This window comes from Chitinophaga sp. YR627 (assembly GCF_900114995.1).
Lineage (GTDB): Bacteria > Bacteroidota > Bacteroidia > Chitinophagales > Chitinophagaceae > Chitinophaga.
This window is the reverse complement of record NZ_FOUX01000002.1, coordinates 515739-529883: the sequence shown is the minus strand read 5'-3', so window position 1 is coordinate 529883 and position 14145 is coordinate 515739. Positions and strand designations below refer to the sequence as shown.

Genomic DNA, 14145 nt, shown 5'->3' with positions numbered 1-14145 from the left:
TTTAAGTGGGCGCCTCTTTATTTATGGAATGACTGTTGAAATAATTCTTAATTCTTAATTTCTTTAACTCACATCAATACCTCATTCATATAGATCCTGTAAGGATAATTATTGGCTGAACGCTCTTTCAGCTGTGATAGTAATTCATCTTTGAGATACACGAGATTTACCGCCGCATAAGCTGTTGTAGGTTGTGACAGTGTTAGCCTGATATCCAGTGTCCGGGTATATCCTTCTGTGGCGCCAGGTAATACAGAAACACCTTTTGCGACGCTTACATTGCGGAGTTCATTACCGACTACATAACGGCAGAGCGCTTTGATATCTTCCGGTGTTACTACACGGTCCCGGCTGAGCAGGTGATAACGGTAAAGGTTTACTTTTTCGTCGATACTGAGCCTGTCTTTACCACCTTGCGTATTGGAAAGGAGCGTGATAGAGCCAGGTTGTAACTGTACGCTGCCATACTCCTGCAAACGCGTTCCCATACGGATATTATTCGCCACACTACCATTCGTGGTAAAGAATTCGATAAAGAGGAAGTCTGCCTCTTCACGTGGTTTTACCATGAGATATGGGATATTACCACGATTGACACCTGGTTGTAATTGTTCTTCCAGGGAGGCGATCAGCTGATGTAGTTCGCGGATACGGTTGGCAACATAATCATTACGCACTTCTTCAAAAAGCGAACTTTCATCACGGATCACTTCGATAAGATAGGCGATGATCTCTTTTGCTTCACGGGTATCAAATCTGCCGATACCGCTGCTACGCACAACCAGTTCACCTTCCTGCATTTCTCCGGCTGTTGTGAAGTTGCGTACGTGATAGTCAGTACCACTCGTATCGTGTACGCGTTTAACATCAAAGTAAATATCAGCAGTATGCAGCGGCATGATGTTAAGATAGCGGTTCAGGCGCTGCGACTGTTCATTGATACGTTTATTGACAACAGGGAAGCAGTTGATATTGCAGAACAGATCTTCCAGTAAAGTATGCCGGATGGTTTCCGGGAATTCAATTCTGATCCAGTGTGTATTGGGCTGGATCTTATTGAATGCTGCTCCGAATATATGTTGCAGCGCTTCCGGGGCGGGGGATTGCAACGGAAGCGAAGTAGGTTTGCTGATGGTCAGAAACTGATGACGGAAGCGATGCAGGATCTGTTGGCTGTAACGGGTGTTGGTATCAAAGGCAGGATGCATGATATTATCAACATCTTCAGCAGCAGCATCCTGGCTCTGGCTATAACCGCTTTTTACGGTCAGTTCTGTATCATTGAGATAGAAGCGTGCCAGTGGGAGGTAGTAATAAAACATCTCCTGCTGATGAACGTTTCTGAGGTCAAAAAAGAAGGACATTTCTTCGATAGAGGAGGGGCTGCCTTCCAGGGAAAGACCTATCCACAAATGATTGGGAGGCGTATCTGCCTGCAGATTACCCTGCAATATCTGCTCTTTGAACCAGTGGTCACGGGTTTCAAAAAGACGGTTACCGATGGCCATGTATTTGACCTGTCCGCGGAACAGGCGGTGCCTGGTCAGGGGCATGAAGAAAAGGTCTTTTGAATTGAAACCGCTCTTAGAGGTGTAGAACAACTGATGTTCTCCATCGATGATAGTAGACGGTTCATTACTGCCGGCATGTAATACGCCGTAAGCTGGCTGACTGCTGGTGATAGGTTCCGGCATCATGATCTGCGCCAGTCTTTCCACCAGTCTTGCATGAGAAACGTCTACTTCGCCTGATATTTTTTCAAGTTCGCTGGAACAGGCTTCCAGCAGGAGTTGTACAATGGGATCGAAAGAAGATTCCACTTCTGCATCCGGATATCCCCAGAGTCTGGCGGCCGTTTTGAGCATCCGGTCTTTTATTCGTTCTTTCTGTTCTCTTGGCATGACATAGGTTTAATCGTACGACAGCGGACTTACATAAAAGAAGCTGCTGTAATGGAATGGAGTTTTATTGCGGGCCAGTGTACCGGTGATGGTCACCCGTATCTTTTTCTTGACCTTTCTGGCACTGATCCCGTTGAGTTCTTCCTGGCTTACCATGGCAGAAACCCGCACCTGCGTAATACGCTGTTCATAACGCACAATGGCGCTTTTTACGGAGAGTTCCACCTGTTCCTTGACTTCGTTGTTGGAAGCCCGGATATCGAAGTCAAAATCCCATATCCGGCAACCGTACTGGGGGTCATCTTTGTTCTCCCCGAGTACGGTTGTAATGAGCAATTGTATATGCTGGGCCACCGAGTCTTCCAGATTGCAGTCAGGAAGGTCCTTTTTTTGCAGGATCCGGGAAAAGTCCAGTGGCAGTTTATAATACTGGTTCTTCATATTGGCAGTCTGAAGTGATTAGAATATACCGAGGAATTTCCTGTCATATCTCACCCTGATCTCTTTCACACAGCCGTTCTGATCCTTAATGAGGTTGACCAGCTCGATCTTAAAGCGCTTCTTGCCCCTGATGCGGGAACAAAAGTGTGCAAAAGTGTCAGTGTCTTTATCGTTCAGTAATACCCTTGCATTCATGTTGTCGCAGAGGTAGGACGAGAAGTCGGAAGCACTTTTCTGTTTGTCTACTACTTGTGTGAGGAAGAACTTAAACTCATCATCCGAAACAGACGGTGTTTTAGGCTTTTCCGGCACCGGAGCAGCACCTGCGTTAGGATCGACTGGTTTAGGGTCTTCAGGGAAAGGAATGGGGTCAAAATGGTCATTTCTGGGCCTTTGAGGACCTCCTTCGAAGACCGTAATATGTTTTGTTACCATTTTACTGCTGTCTCCGTTTACGATCAGGGACAGGATGCGTTCACCGGGAGTGCCGAAGGTATACTTCACAGAATTACCGGAATGCACTTCCGCATTGGGCTGAAGCAACTGCCAGGACCAGCTGCTGGCGCCAGTCGTATGGTTACTGAAGGTAACCGTGCGGCCGGTGAAGACCTCTTCCGGACCTTCTATTACGGGGTACATGTCGCCACTGTTAACAGGTGTTTTTTCAGGAGCTGCATTGATGACAATCACTTCCTGGCGCCAGTCGCATTTTCCACGATGGAGGATAACAGTGTAAACCCCTGCTTTGCTGAAGGCATGGTATACCTGCACACCCGGTGCGGAGGCAGTGGAATCTCCAAAATCCCAGTTGACGCCGGCTATGCCGCCGCCTTTAAGATCGGCTCTGAAGGTGATCACTTCACCAGCAGTAAATGTGGTGGATTTACCCGCATGCTGCTGGCTGGCTAATACAATGGCAGCGTCTGTACATACTTCCTTATTGGAGGCCTGGAATGCCAGCAGAACGATGCTGATCACCAGTAAAGACAGGAATGTATACAACACCATCGGGTCAATATGGCTTGTAATCTTGCTAAAGGGTCTATACGTACTTACTTTACGCTCATTTTGGGTCTTGCGCGGGGTCATGGGTTTTTCAATTTCTGCAATTTTAAATATTTTTTTACATAAATGACTAAACAACCTACATTCGTATTTCAATTTTTTAGTTAATTGCTGTGTCGGTTGAAAGCCTGAAGAAGAACCCTGATTAATCGAAAAACCTAAATTTTAACCCGTTGATGGTAAATAATGCCCAAAAAGCCGCAGTGCTCGAAGAAGTGATCGATCATATACGTCGTCTCCATTATGACGTACGCGCAGAAGTTGTTGTCGGAGAACTGCTGGATAATGATGTGCAGGAGTCGGAAGTCGCAGTACAGATGCAGAACGTTTTTACAAGAGCTTTCAATAAAGATATCTTAGATGCACAATTAGATGATTCACAACCATATCATCCTTTCATTACTTTAACACTCTCCCGTGACGGACTGTATGATCGTTTGCCGGAAGGCCTTTTTCACGCCTTTACAGCCCAGAAACAGCAGGAAGTGAGTGAGATGGTAGCCAACTATAAAAAACACCAGCAGGAGGAGCAGGAAGCCCGTAAATTCTTCCGTCCGCTGGAGCATGAATTCTTCCTGCAACGCGTATTTCTGGAGCAAAGGGAGAAACACCTGTTATTTGATGCGCTGGGAAAGGATGCAGATGAATTATTCTTATCTTTCTGGGGTATTCCTGAGGGATTACCCAAAGAACCCGTAAATAAACTTATCAGGTTATTACCGTATATTCATCGTATTGCAGGCAACCTGCCTTTGGTGCAGTTATACCTGCAGGCTATATTGGATGAGCCGGTGACCATTACATGTGAAAACGGACCTGTTGCCGTATCCTCAGGTACACAGACCGGCCTTGGAGAATGCAGGCTGGGAATAGATACGATGACAGGAAGTCTTTTTTATACCGATATGCCCAGAGTCATTGTGAAAGTTGGTCCTCTGCAACATCGCCGGGTATACGATTTCCTGTCCTGGCAGCCTTATGGTAAATTACTGGAAACCTGTCTTGGCTTTCTGTTGCCGGCGGATGTTGAAGCCGAAACTTTACTGGAGCCACATCCGGATGAAAAACAAGTAGTTGTAAACGATAGCCGTCAGAAGGAAGGATTAATGGGATATAATTTTTTCCTATAGCATTAAATGGAACTATTTTTGCATCTAATGTTGGCTCTGTAGACTGTTTTAACCCTTTTCCCCAATTGGAAAACTTATGATACTTAAAGCAAAAATTTATCTTGTATTAGCCGCTATCATGGCGGTAGGCGCTCTTATCGTGGGATTGCTGAGCCGTTATATTAAAAACTTTACCCTATATAAGAAAAAGGCATTGTGGTATCTGTTTCTGATCACCATTGTATTTGCCGTGATCAGCTCGATACCTTTCCTGTTCACACATCAGAACCTGGTCAGCCAATATTTGTTTTACCAGGTATGGTTCCTTGGATTGGGTATTGCGCACTGTCACATTATGTACACCCGTTTCTGGGCGAATGAGCGTACGCTGACCTCAGAACTGGCCTTCATTGTGGCCATTTATCTGTTTGGTGGTGTAGGCTTCATGCTGGTACAGTTCCTTTTCACCAAAGGAGACTTTCTGTATTATCCCATGCTGACCTGTTTCCTGGCTTTTGCACTGCCCACTTTTGTATACAAGACATTCGAAAAGATGATGGCTATTCCTGCGAAAGTGCATAAATGGTGGCAATATCCTGCGTATCATGAGCAGCCGGAAGTGAATGAAGATGATATGAAAGATCTGATCGTCATCGGCTTTGAACTGGAGAAGAATACAAAGGATATGGACCGTACCTATTTCAGGGCACGTACCCCTATAAAAATGGACCTGGGCGACCTGTTTTATCACTTCGTGAATGACTATAATGACCGTTACCCCAATACACCAATAGATGTACTCGATAAGAACGGACAGCCTTATGGATGGGTATTCCACCTGAAATCAAAATGGCTGGGTATAGCGCGTACACTTGATCCCGAAAAGCCTGTTTTCATGAATGGTATGCATGAGAATAGTGTGATCATCTGTAACAGGGTTGTGCTGAGTAACAATTGATCCCTCATACAAGTAAACAATCTTTTTTGACCAAACAATCATCCCATGGCAGAACCGCTCAAATATTTTCCCGTCAACTGGGTGGATGGAATGAAAATTAAAAAGCAGCATTTCATAGAAACTGAAAATGCAATGCTTGATCAGATCCGGGATGCTATCTCCAGCGGTTTGCATGCGCAGAACTATGGACTATTGCCGGCTAAAGCAGAGAGTAAGGAATCCCTTCGCTGCTGGTTCGTAACAGATAATCAGCATCAGTGGCGTATTAAACTTACAGAATGCCGTGCCGTGACTCCAGGAGGCGCACGCATCGAGATCCCGGAACATACCGTACATTCTCTGAAGTATGCAACTACATTCCCTGAAATATCTTACAGGTGGGATCCGCTGCATACAGAACCTGCTTATTACATCCTGATACAGGTAGATCCTTTCGATCGTCAGCCAAGTGGTGAACCGCTGCTGCATGAAGATCCGCCACGTTTGCCATATGCTACGCCCGAATATGAGTTGTTCATACAACCCGCATCACAGATGCCACAGGGGCAGCTGGGCGCTTATCAGATGATCCTGGGACGTATCACTGTGAAGGATGGACGTCCGCAGCTGGATGATGATTACATCCCACCCACCAGTCTTGTATCAGCACATCCGGCACTGGCTGATCTGCATCAGGAACTGGACCAGTTCCTCGGTTATCTGGAGCTGCATGGTGTACAGATCGTACAGAAGATCTACGGTAAAAACCAGAACAATGATCTTGCGCAGGTCGTGTTGTACATCACAGAAAGGATGGTGCAATACCTTGGTACACGGATCTCACAGTTCCGCTGGTTAGGTTTGTATCAGTCACCCGCAGAGATGCTTGAAGTAGTAGCAGGACTGTCCAGGACAATGAAAAACGCGATCGACTTACGTGCACATACAGGTAAGGAAGAATTGCTGAATTATCTGTCAGAATGGTGTGAACTGAGACAGGGAGAACTGGAAACACTGATGGTGAACTGTTCGAATATCCGTTATAAGCATACAGACGTCAGAGAATGTCTGGAGCCTATGATACCTTTCGTACGTGCGATCAGTAAATTGTTTGAAAGTCTCAGCAGACTGGATTACATCGGCAGCAAAACTGACAAGGGCATCTTTGTCAAGGAAGAATCTGCAGAAGATTCAGAATACCTGCGTAAGCATAAAACCAAAAGATGGTTTTTCACAGATTGATTTATTTATAACACTATAATACATGCGTGTACTAAACAAACAGGAGAGAACAGCTGCATTTCTTTGGTTCCTTCTTTTCTTTGTCGTTTCAGTTGGTCTGTTCGTACTGGCCGTATTTTTTAATTATCAGGTGCCTGCAAAAGAGAATGATGATCTGCGTAAGCAGCTGACTTCATTCCGCCAGGAACAAGCGTTTCAGGGAGATTTTCTGCAAAGGATGGAGAAGGTGAAGAATAATCTTGACTCTATTAATCTGCCTAATCAGAATGCAAATTATATGGACCAGGTAGTAGCGCAGGATCTTGTTACGATGCGTAATACTATTCCGAAAGAATCAGTGACACACTACGGACTGTACAATAACATTATTCAGAACCTCCTGTCTATTCAGCAAGGTAAGCAACAAATGAGAGGATTGCAGAATGCACAGCAGACAATAGCTGAGCTGAAAGAGAAGATTGCCGATCTCAACCGCGAACTGGAAACAACGCGTAATGAACTTGATTATAACAGGCAGATGATGAGGTCAAGATGAGTTAAATTTTTGGTTGTATTAAAGGATTAATTTAAATTTGAAGGATAAATAACTACATAAATAAATAGCTCATTTTTGTTAATTCTTTATTGCAAACCTTAAACATTTAACCCATGTCCTTCAAATCAGTGTTTGAAGTAGCTGGCAAAAAATTGGTGGTAAAACACTGCAGCTACGACCTCACCCAAGAAGTAGACGCTACCGGTCGCCCTTCGGCAATCACACGCGGTGGCAGAATCCGTTTAATTGTTGAATCAACAGGAGAAACAGATCTCTTTGAATGGATGGTAAACAATTTCGAAAGAAAAGATGGTACCATTACTTTCTACAAGAGAGACTCTGATGCTCAGTTGAAACAATTGAGCTTCAAAGAAGGCTATCTGGTAAAGTTTGAAGAGTCTTTTGACGCTGATGACAAAAACCCGATGAGCGTTTCATTCACCATTTCAGCCCGTGAATTAAGTATGGGCAGTGGCACCCATATTAACGAATGGGTTTGATTGGTATAATTTGTTAACTGAACGTAATTGTACCATAGCCCTCGCGAAAGCGGGGGCTTTTTGGTTTTAGTGTATTGGTGAACGTTATAATAAAATGAATTGTAACTGTAATGTGAATAAGTGGTCGTACTAATCCACAACTTCACAGAATTTATTAGTGCCTGGTATACGTTCCAGTCTTACACCAATAGCCATATGCATATATGGTATAATAGCAGGATCCAGGTTAGCAATTGTGTTAACTTTATACACGCCGCTATTATCGTTATTTGCCATATACTCCAGGGATTCTGTCCCATCGAAAAAACGCCAGCCGCTATCTTCATTGTTCATTGGTGCTGATCTGTACATATAGCCGACAGGCGCACCATCAACAGTAATTCTATCTGTAGCTAATGCGAATCCTTTAGATGGTAAAAGAGAGCGTATCTGATCGGGTTGTAGTATGAATTTTTTCATAATTGCTCTTAAGATTTAATACCTGCAAACGGCTTTACGACGAACCAGGCAAGCGCCGGAAACAATTGCATCGGTATCACCAGGCCAGGAAACAATTCCGGTCTGTCTATCTCCAGGGGAAGGCTCACCATAAAAGGAATACTCATGCTTAACATCGTAGTTCCTACAACCAGTATACTCGTTAATCTCTCTACATCCTTTTTGAAGAAGGAACGGATCGTATAGCAGAATAAAGCGATCAGCATACCGGCGAAGAGACAGGCACTGAAGATACTTGTCGGAGAGACAAGCTGTGCAAAGCTTTCTTCTATCGCAGCTGTGTAGATGCGATGGTAAAAAAAAGCAGCAAGTCCTGAAAGAAGGCCTGCTGCTATTCCTGCGAGGAAATATCTTTTAAACATGCAATGATAATGCTTATTGTATAACAGGTACGCTTACCTGCAGTTTGAATACATCATCCACTCTGCCGCCTGCTTCACCGATACCAAAGTCTACGCGGTTCACATCGAAGTTACCTGTGAAGGTACCGCCGTTGCCATTCTTTGCAAATGTAAAAGGAATTGTAAAAGGTTTTTTCACACCATGCATTTCCAGTTCACCCTGTGCATCATAACCTGTAGCAGTTTTAGTCACTTTGGAAGATACAAAATGGATGTCGGGAAATTTAGAGGCATCAAACCATTTACCACCTTTTGCATGTGTGTTCTTTAAGCCGTTACCGGTGTTGATGGAGCTTACCGGAATTGTTACGTCAAATTTGGAAGCAGCCAGATTTTTCTCATCGAATACAACCTGTCCTTTCAGATCTTTGAATATGCCGTTGGCGCCTGAGCCAGAAAATTTAACAGAGTATCCTTCTGCGATCTTCCAGTTCTGGGAGGAGACGAACGTGAAGGCAGAAGCAAATAGTACAAGCGCAAATGCTAATGGATAGAGTGCTCTTTTCATTGTAATGTTCATTTATGTAAATGACTGGTTTCAAAAGTAATGTGATAAATGCTCTACTGCAAAAAGAATACCTATAAATTAATGTTAATAAGTGGCTATGGTAAAAGCTAACATATGTTAGTTCGCCGGGTACTCATTTCAGGGAACTTTGTACCAAAATCAAGGTTATGGCATTCTTATCCGGACTTTTAACAATAGGCTTATTATTACTGCTGACAGGCCATCTGTTCAGTATTGCCTGGTTACAGCAGCTGCAAAATGACGCAGTGATCGCTGCGGCAGTCATGTTTGTACTGATTGGTATCATGCACCTGGCAACGCCCCGTAAACTGACATATATGATCGGGGGCTGGCTGCCCTATGCACTGGAGCTGGTCCTGATCAGTGGCGTACTGGAAATTGTATTCGGAATAGGATTGCTGGTACCGGCAGTGAGGATCTATGCGGCCTGCGGGTTGATTCTTTTACTGATCGTCATGTTTCCTGCAAATATCTATGTAGCGGTAAAACAGTTGCCCGCTCCCGGCGGATTACCCGCTAAACCCTGGTATACCTGGAGCCGCCTGGCCTTTCAGCCGGTTTATATCGCATGGATATGGTGGTGTGTCAGGTAAGGCCTTTGCGGATCCTGCTGAGGCTTTCAGGTTCAATACCCAGGTAGGAGGCGATGTATTTCACAGGGATCTGCTGTACGACCTGTGGATATTCTTCCAGCAGCTGTATATATCGTTCGCGCGCTGTGAGTTGCAGAAAAGCCAGTTCCCGGCGGTATTTACGGAGATACTGGTACTCCGCCAGCAGACGGCCGGTCCTTTCTGCTTCATGACTTTTACTATACAGCTCCTGCAGATCCTTATAATAGAAAGCAAAGCCATTTACAGGCGTTATAGCCTGCAGTGAGACGATGGATGGAGTCTGTGTGATAAAGGAGGCATAAGCGGTCGAAAACTGCCCCGGAAATGCGAAATCGAGGCATACTTCTTTATCCTGATGTAGGGTAAAGACCCGGACAATGCCGGAACTGATAAAATAGATGGCAGAAGAGACCCTGCCTGCATGAGCAAGAAAAGAGCCGTTGCTGCATTCCATGGGTTGCAGTAACGGCTCAAATAAGTGCCAGCTATCTCCTGAATGCTTATCAAGCTGTAAGAGTGCCTGTTTTATCGCAAGGATATCTGGCATATGAAATATTTTAGATCAGATCCTTCTGAGTTTCAGCGACTGGACGAAATGATGGTTGCCTTTTTCCAGTATCAGACTGGCCCGGAAACGGGTAGGCAGGATATTCAGTTCCAGGTTGGGCTTATTGATCTCATTCCAGATATTGGTAGCGATCACTTCTGATTCAGCATCAGAAAGATGGGCATACCGGTGGAAATAGGATTCCGGGTTACGGAAGGCGGTCTGCCGCAGGGATTTGAACCTGGAAATATACCATTGCTGTAAGTCGTCCAGTTCCGCGTCCACAAAGATGGAGAAGTCGAAGAAGTCGGATACGAAAATAGTCGGTTCCTTATGCTGCTGCCGGTGTCTTACCTGCAATACGTTGACCCCTTCAACAATTACGATATCAGGCGATTCTATCCACTTTAACTCGTTGGGCAGAATATCGTATTCCAGATGACTGTATACCGGTACGGAAACCCTTTCCCTGGCAGATTTTACATTGGTGAGGAACTGTATCAGGCGGCGGATATCATAGCTTTCGGGAAAGCCTTTCCTGTTCATGATGCCTTTTTGTTCCAGCACCTTGTTAGGGTAGAGGAAACCGTCTGTTGTAACCAGGTCTACTTTCGGGTGATTGGGCCATGCAGATAACAGGCGCTGCAATACACGGGCAGTAGTACTTTTACCTACTGCTACGCTACCGGCGATACCGATAATGAAAGGGACTTTCAGGAACTGACTGCCCAGAAAGCTGTTCGTGGCTGCGTGTAAGCGTTGTGCTCCGCTGACATAGAGGTTTAGCAACCGGGAGAGCGGTACATATATCTGGGTGATCTCTTCCATTGTCAGCGGTTCGTTCAACCCCTGCAAGGTCTCGAAATCATTCAGTAGGTGTAACATAGGATCGTCACTCCTTTTTGCCCATTCCTCCCTGCTGATGGTAATATAGGGAGCATAATTATTCCTCGTCATGCAGATTTTGTTGCCTGTTTACTTGTTGTACCTGTAAATTTCAGGCTGCTAAGCTATGTAAACCGTTTTAACATTCAAAAATTCATGTGTGCCTTCGAGGGACAGTTCTCTGCCGTAACCGGACAGTTTTACGCCACCAAAGGGCAAACGGGCGTCTGAACGCACCATGGCATTGATGAACACATTTCCGCTATCTATTTGTCTGGCCAGCTTTTTAGCCTTGTCAAGATCGCTTGTCCAGAGAGAGGAACCAAGTCCGAAAGGCGTCTGGTTAGCCAGTTCGATCGCATGGTCCTCATTTCTGGCCCTGATAATGACTGCCAGTGGCCCGAAAGTCTCTTCATCAAAGGCGGTCATCCCTTTTTGCACGTTTGTCAGCAGGGTAGGGGCGAAATTAGCCGATTCCTGTTGTCCGCCCAGTGCCAGTCTGGCGCCCTGGTTAATGCTCTGCTGTAGCTGCTGGGCCAGTTCGCCGGCCAGGTCAGGACGCGCCATTGGTCCCATATCAGTAGCCGGATTGAAAGGGTCGCCCTGTTTCATTTCCCGGAGGATACGGCTGACCTTATCCGTAAAGTCTTCCGCTACTGCTTCTTCCACTATCCAGCGTTTAGCGGCGATACAGGACTGACCGGCATTTTGCATCCGGGCTTTTACCGCTGTCCGGGCGGCATCTTCCAGATTAGCGTCTTTCAGGACAATGAAAGGGTCGCTGCCGCCCAGTTCGAGGACGGATTTCTTGATATATTTTCCCGCCAGCGCACCAACACTTTGACCGGCAGCAGTGCTACCTGTCAGTGTGACACCCTGTACACGGCTGTCCGCGATAACGGGTTCGATATGTTTGGAATTGACCAGTAATGCCTGGAAAGCCCCTTCCGGAAAACCAGCCTGCAAAAAGACGTCTTCTATCGCCAGGGCACAGCCGCTGACATTGCTGGCATGTTTGAGTAGTCCGGAATTACCGGCCAGCAGATTGGGGATGGCAAAGCGGAATACCTGCCAGTAAGGAAAGTTCCAGGGCATGATCGCCAGGATAATGCCTTTGGGCTCATAAGATACATAGCTCTGCCGCGCATCTGTGCTGATCAGTTTGGGTTGTAGCATCTTAGCGATATGTTCTACATAATACTCGGCAGTAGTGGCACATTTCAGGACCTCTGCTTTCGCTTCTTTCAGTGTTTTGCCCATTTCACGCGTGATAATGGCCGCATGCTGGTCTACGTTCGTCTTAAGTAACTGTGCCAGTGCAAGCATCCACTCACAACGCTCCTGCAGGGAGCTGTGTGCCATATGACGGAATGCCTGATGGCCCCATGCCAGTCTCTGTTCTATGTCTGCCTGCGTATGAGAGGCATATTCTGCTATTGTTTCCTGATTATACGGGTTGATGCTCTGAAAGGTGCTCATAAGAAAAGAGTTTATCTTATAACTGACAACATGTATGCCGTCTGCAATGGTGTAAATGTACTGTTTCTGTATAACCTGGGGAGCATGCCCGGGTCATAAGGAGAAAACCAGTGATGACCGGAGTTGCGGGCATAAAAATGAGGATGTATCAAAATTAAACGAACGTTCTCGGAATTGCTTAAATGACTACCTGATGCCCTCAGGTACCTGAAATAAAAGGAGGCTGCTCAATACTTTTGAGACAACCTCCTTTTCATTTTACCGGTATCTGGATAGCGATATATCGCCGTTAACATTGTTCGTGGAAAACCTCCGCAGCACAACCGAAGTATTTGTAGAACGCGGCATCCAGTGCAGCATAGTTCCTGAAGCCTGTAAGCCGTGCAATACTGTCAGGTGGCATACCTTTAATAGCCAGCAGTTTGGTACTGAATTCCATGCGGTACATGTGAATAAAAGTGCGCAGGGAAATACCATTCAGTTGCCGGAAGCCTTTTTCAAGCAGATTTGTGCTGATGTTGAATTGTCCCGCCAGTTGCTTCACATTGATGGACTTGTTAATGTTCAGTTTGACGTATTCTTTTACATAATCCAGCGTCAGGATCTTCTGATCGGTCAGCTCGATTTTTGATTCGCGGATATGGAGTATCTGCCGGAGGAAATGTTCCAGCATCAGCTGGCATTTCTTTTCGCGGTAATATTTGCTGGCCTGCTCGTTAAAGTTACATTGTCTGATCTCATGTATGAGCATCATGAAATAAGCATCCATAGTCACCTGACCAGGCTCGTTGAGCATGCCGCCCATCTCGTCTTCTACCTGTTTTACTTTCTTCTGGAACTTATTGTACAACGCTGCAAAGGGCTTCTTTTTCAGCAGGCGGAACAAGGTTTCATTTTTAAAAGCAATGTGGAAAAAGCAGTGTTTCCCCGGAGGCAAAACTGCGATATTGATCTCTTCCAGGTAAAAGAGATTGACTTCCCGGGGTTTTAGCTCAACCCCTTGTTGACCGTTGACATAGGCGTCGACTTCATTGTCGTCCATTGAAACGTGCAGGTGCAGAGACGGGATAAGAGGAGTGGGCAGGATCTCCGTTTCCGGAGCATTGCACACCACATGGTGTTCAAAGATCTCAAAAAAGCCTGCCGTAATGCGTTGAAGAAAAATGGTCTTTTGCTGGTCGCCGTGTAGCACTTTGCTGGAGTGGAGCATAATCTTGCTGGCAAATCTTTTAGGAACATCTGAGGGGGAGTGCAGCTCCCTGAAAAATTCAATGGATTCTGCTGAAAAGAGGTACATCTTTAGATTGGTTTTTTTGATTGAGAATACAGCATATTATTTATGCCGGGCTTACGCCTGTATAAAACATTCGGTAATGTTATGCGATGCAGAGAATAACAGACATGACCATCTACTGCGCGGGGGGGCTGGAAAACATGGCGGCTGGTTTCCAGGAACCGGGTA

The 14145-nt window shown here is 45.5% G+C and carries 16 protein-coding genes; 6 read left to right on the top strand and 10 right to left on the bottom strand.

From position 1 onward, the window contains the following. Positions 1 to 68: 68 nt before the first annotated feature. From BMZ72_RS10865 to BMZ72_RS10855, 3 genes are read right to left on the bottom strand one after another with little or no spacing between them, the layout of a single operon-like run. The gene (locus tag BMZ72_RS10865; RefSeq protein WP_089808122.1) at positions 69 to 1901 is read right to left on the bottom strand and encodes a type VI secretion system baseplate subunit TssF; all 1833 of its coding nucleotides are present in this window, start codon (positions 1899 to 1901) and stop codon (positions 69 to 71) included. 9 nt (positions 1902 to 1910) lie between these two features. Beyond that, positions 1911 to 2342: a GPW/gp25 family protein gene (locus BMZ72_RS10860; RefSeq protein WP_089808119.1), complete on the bottom strand. Its 432-nt coding sequence runs from the start codon at positions 2340 to 2342 to the stop codon at positions 1911 to 1913. Between the two features lie 18 nt (positions 2343 to 2360). Further along, positions 2361 to 3350 (bottom strand): PKD domain-containing protein, encoded by a 990-nt coding sequence (locus BMZ72_RS10855; RefSeq protein WP_143087664.1) that lies wholly within the window; start codon positions 3348 to 3350, stop codon positions 2361 to 2363. A 233-nt stretch (positions 3351 to 3583) separates the two neighbouring features. Here BMZ72_RS10855 and BMZ72_RS10850 point away from each other — a divergent pair, with 233 nt between their 5' ends. From BMZ72_RS10850 to tssD, 5 genes are all read left to right on the top strand, one after another. Then, complete coding sequence (locus BMZ72_RS10850; protein ID WP_089808115.1) at positions 3584 to 4537, top strand: type VI secretion system baseplate subunit TssG; 954 nt, start codon at positions 3584 to 3586, stop codon at positions 4535 to 4537. Positions 4538 to 4613: 76 nt separating this feature from the next. Next, positions 4614 to 5474 (top strand): TssN family type VI secretion system protein, encoded by an 861-nt coding sequence (locus tag BMZ72_RS10845; RefSeq protein WP_089808113.1) that lies wholly within the window; start codon positions 4614 to 4616, stop codon positions 5472 to 5474. 45 nt (positions 5475 to 5519) lie between these two features. Next, the gene (locus BMZ72_RS10840; RefSeq protein WP_089808111.1) at positions 5520 to 6695 is read left to right on the top strand and encodes a hypothetical protein; all 1176 of its coding nucleotides are present in this window, start codon (positions 5520 to 5522) and stop codon (positions 6693 to 6695) included. Positions 6696 to 6717: 22 nt separating this feature from the next. After that, positions 6718 to 7230, top strand: a complete 513-nt coding sequence (gene tssO / locus BMZ72_RS10835) for a type VI secretion system TssO (RefSeq protein ID WP_089808110.1) — start codon at positions 6718 to 6720, stop codon at positions 7228 to 7230. A gap of 113 nt (positions 7231 to 7343) precedes the next feature. Continuing rightward, positions 7344 to 7730: a type VI secretion system tube protein TssD gene (tssD, locus tag BMZ72_RS10830; protein ID WP_012789979.1), complete on the top strand. Its 387-nt coding sequence runs from the start codon at positions 7344 to 7346 to the stop codon at positions 7728 to 7730. 129 nt (positions 7731 to 7859) lie between these two features. Here tssD and BMZ72_RS10825 read toward each other — a convergent pair whose 3' ends face one another. Genes BMZ72_RS10825 through BMZ72_RS10815 form a run of 3 tightly spaced genes read right to left on the bottom strand, consistent with a single transcriptional unit; the run spans position 7860 to position 9137 of the window. After that, entirely contained in the window at positions 7860 to 8189 is a 330-nt protein-coding gene (locus tag BMZ72_RS10825; protein ID WP_218155230.1) for a DUF2185 domain-containing protein, read from the bottom strand. 8 nt (positions 8190 to 8197) lie between these two features. Beyond that, positions 8198 to 8590 (bottom strand): hypothetical protein, encoded by a 393-nt coding sequence (locus BMZ72_RS10820; protein WP_089808106.1) that lies wholly within the window; start codon positions 8588 to 8590, stop codon positions 8198 to 8200. 13 nt (positions 8591 to 8603) lie between these two features. Then, a complete protein-coding gene (locus BMZ72_RS10815; RefSeq protein WP_089809784.1) occupies positions 8604 to 9137 on the bottom strand; it encodes a YceI family protein in 534 nt (177 codons plus the stop codon). 167 nt (positions 9138 to 9304) lie between these two features. Here BMZ72_RS10815 and BMZ72_RS10810 point away from each other — a divergent pair, with 167 nt between their 5' ends. Beyond that, on the top strand, positions 9305 to 9751 hold the full coding sequence (locus BMZ72_RS10810; RefSeq protein ID WP_089808104.1) for a DoxX family protein: 447 nt from the start codon (positions 9305 to 9307) through the stop codon (positions 9749 to 9751). Here BMZ72_RS10810 and BMZ72_RS10805 read toward each other — a convergent pair. From BMZ72_RS10805 to BMZ72_RS10790, 4 genes are all read right to left on the bottom strand, one after another. Continuing rightward, entirely contained in the window at positions 9744 to 10319 is a 576-nt protein-coding gene (locus BMZ72_RS10805) for a Crp/Fnr family transcriptional regulator (RefSeq protein ID WP_089808102.1), read from the bottom strand. The genes BMZ72_RS10810 and BMZ72_RS10805 overlap by 8 nt on opposite strands. Positions 10320 to 10334: 15 nt before the next feature. After that, positions 10335 to 11276, bottom strand: a complete 942-nt coding sequence (coaA, locus tag BMZ72_RS10800) for a type I pantothenate kinase (RefSeq protein ID WP_089808100.1) — start codon at positions 11274 to 11276, stop codon at positions 10335 to 10337. Positions 11277 to 11324: 48 nt separating this feature from the next. Further along, positions 11325 to 12683: an NAD-dependent succinate-semialdehyde dehydrogenase gene (locus BMZ72_RS10795; protein ID WP_089808098.1), complete on the bottom strand. Its 1359-nt coding sequence runs from the start codon at positions 12681 to 12683 to the stop codon at positions 11325 to 11327. Positions 12684 to 12972: 289 nt separating this feature from the next. Continuing rightward, complete coding sequence (locus BMZ72_RS10790) at positions 12973 to 13980, bottom strand: helix-turn-helix domain-containing protein (RefSeq protein WP_089808096.1); 1008 nt, start codon at positions 13978 to 13980, stop codon at positions 12973 to 12975. Between the last annotated feature and the right edge of the window lie 165 nt (positions 13981 to 14145).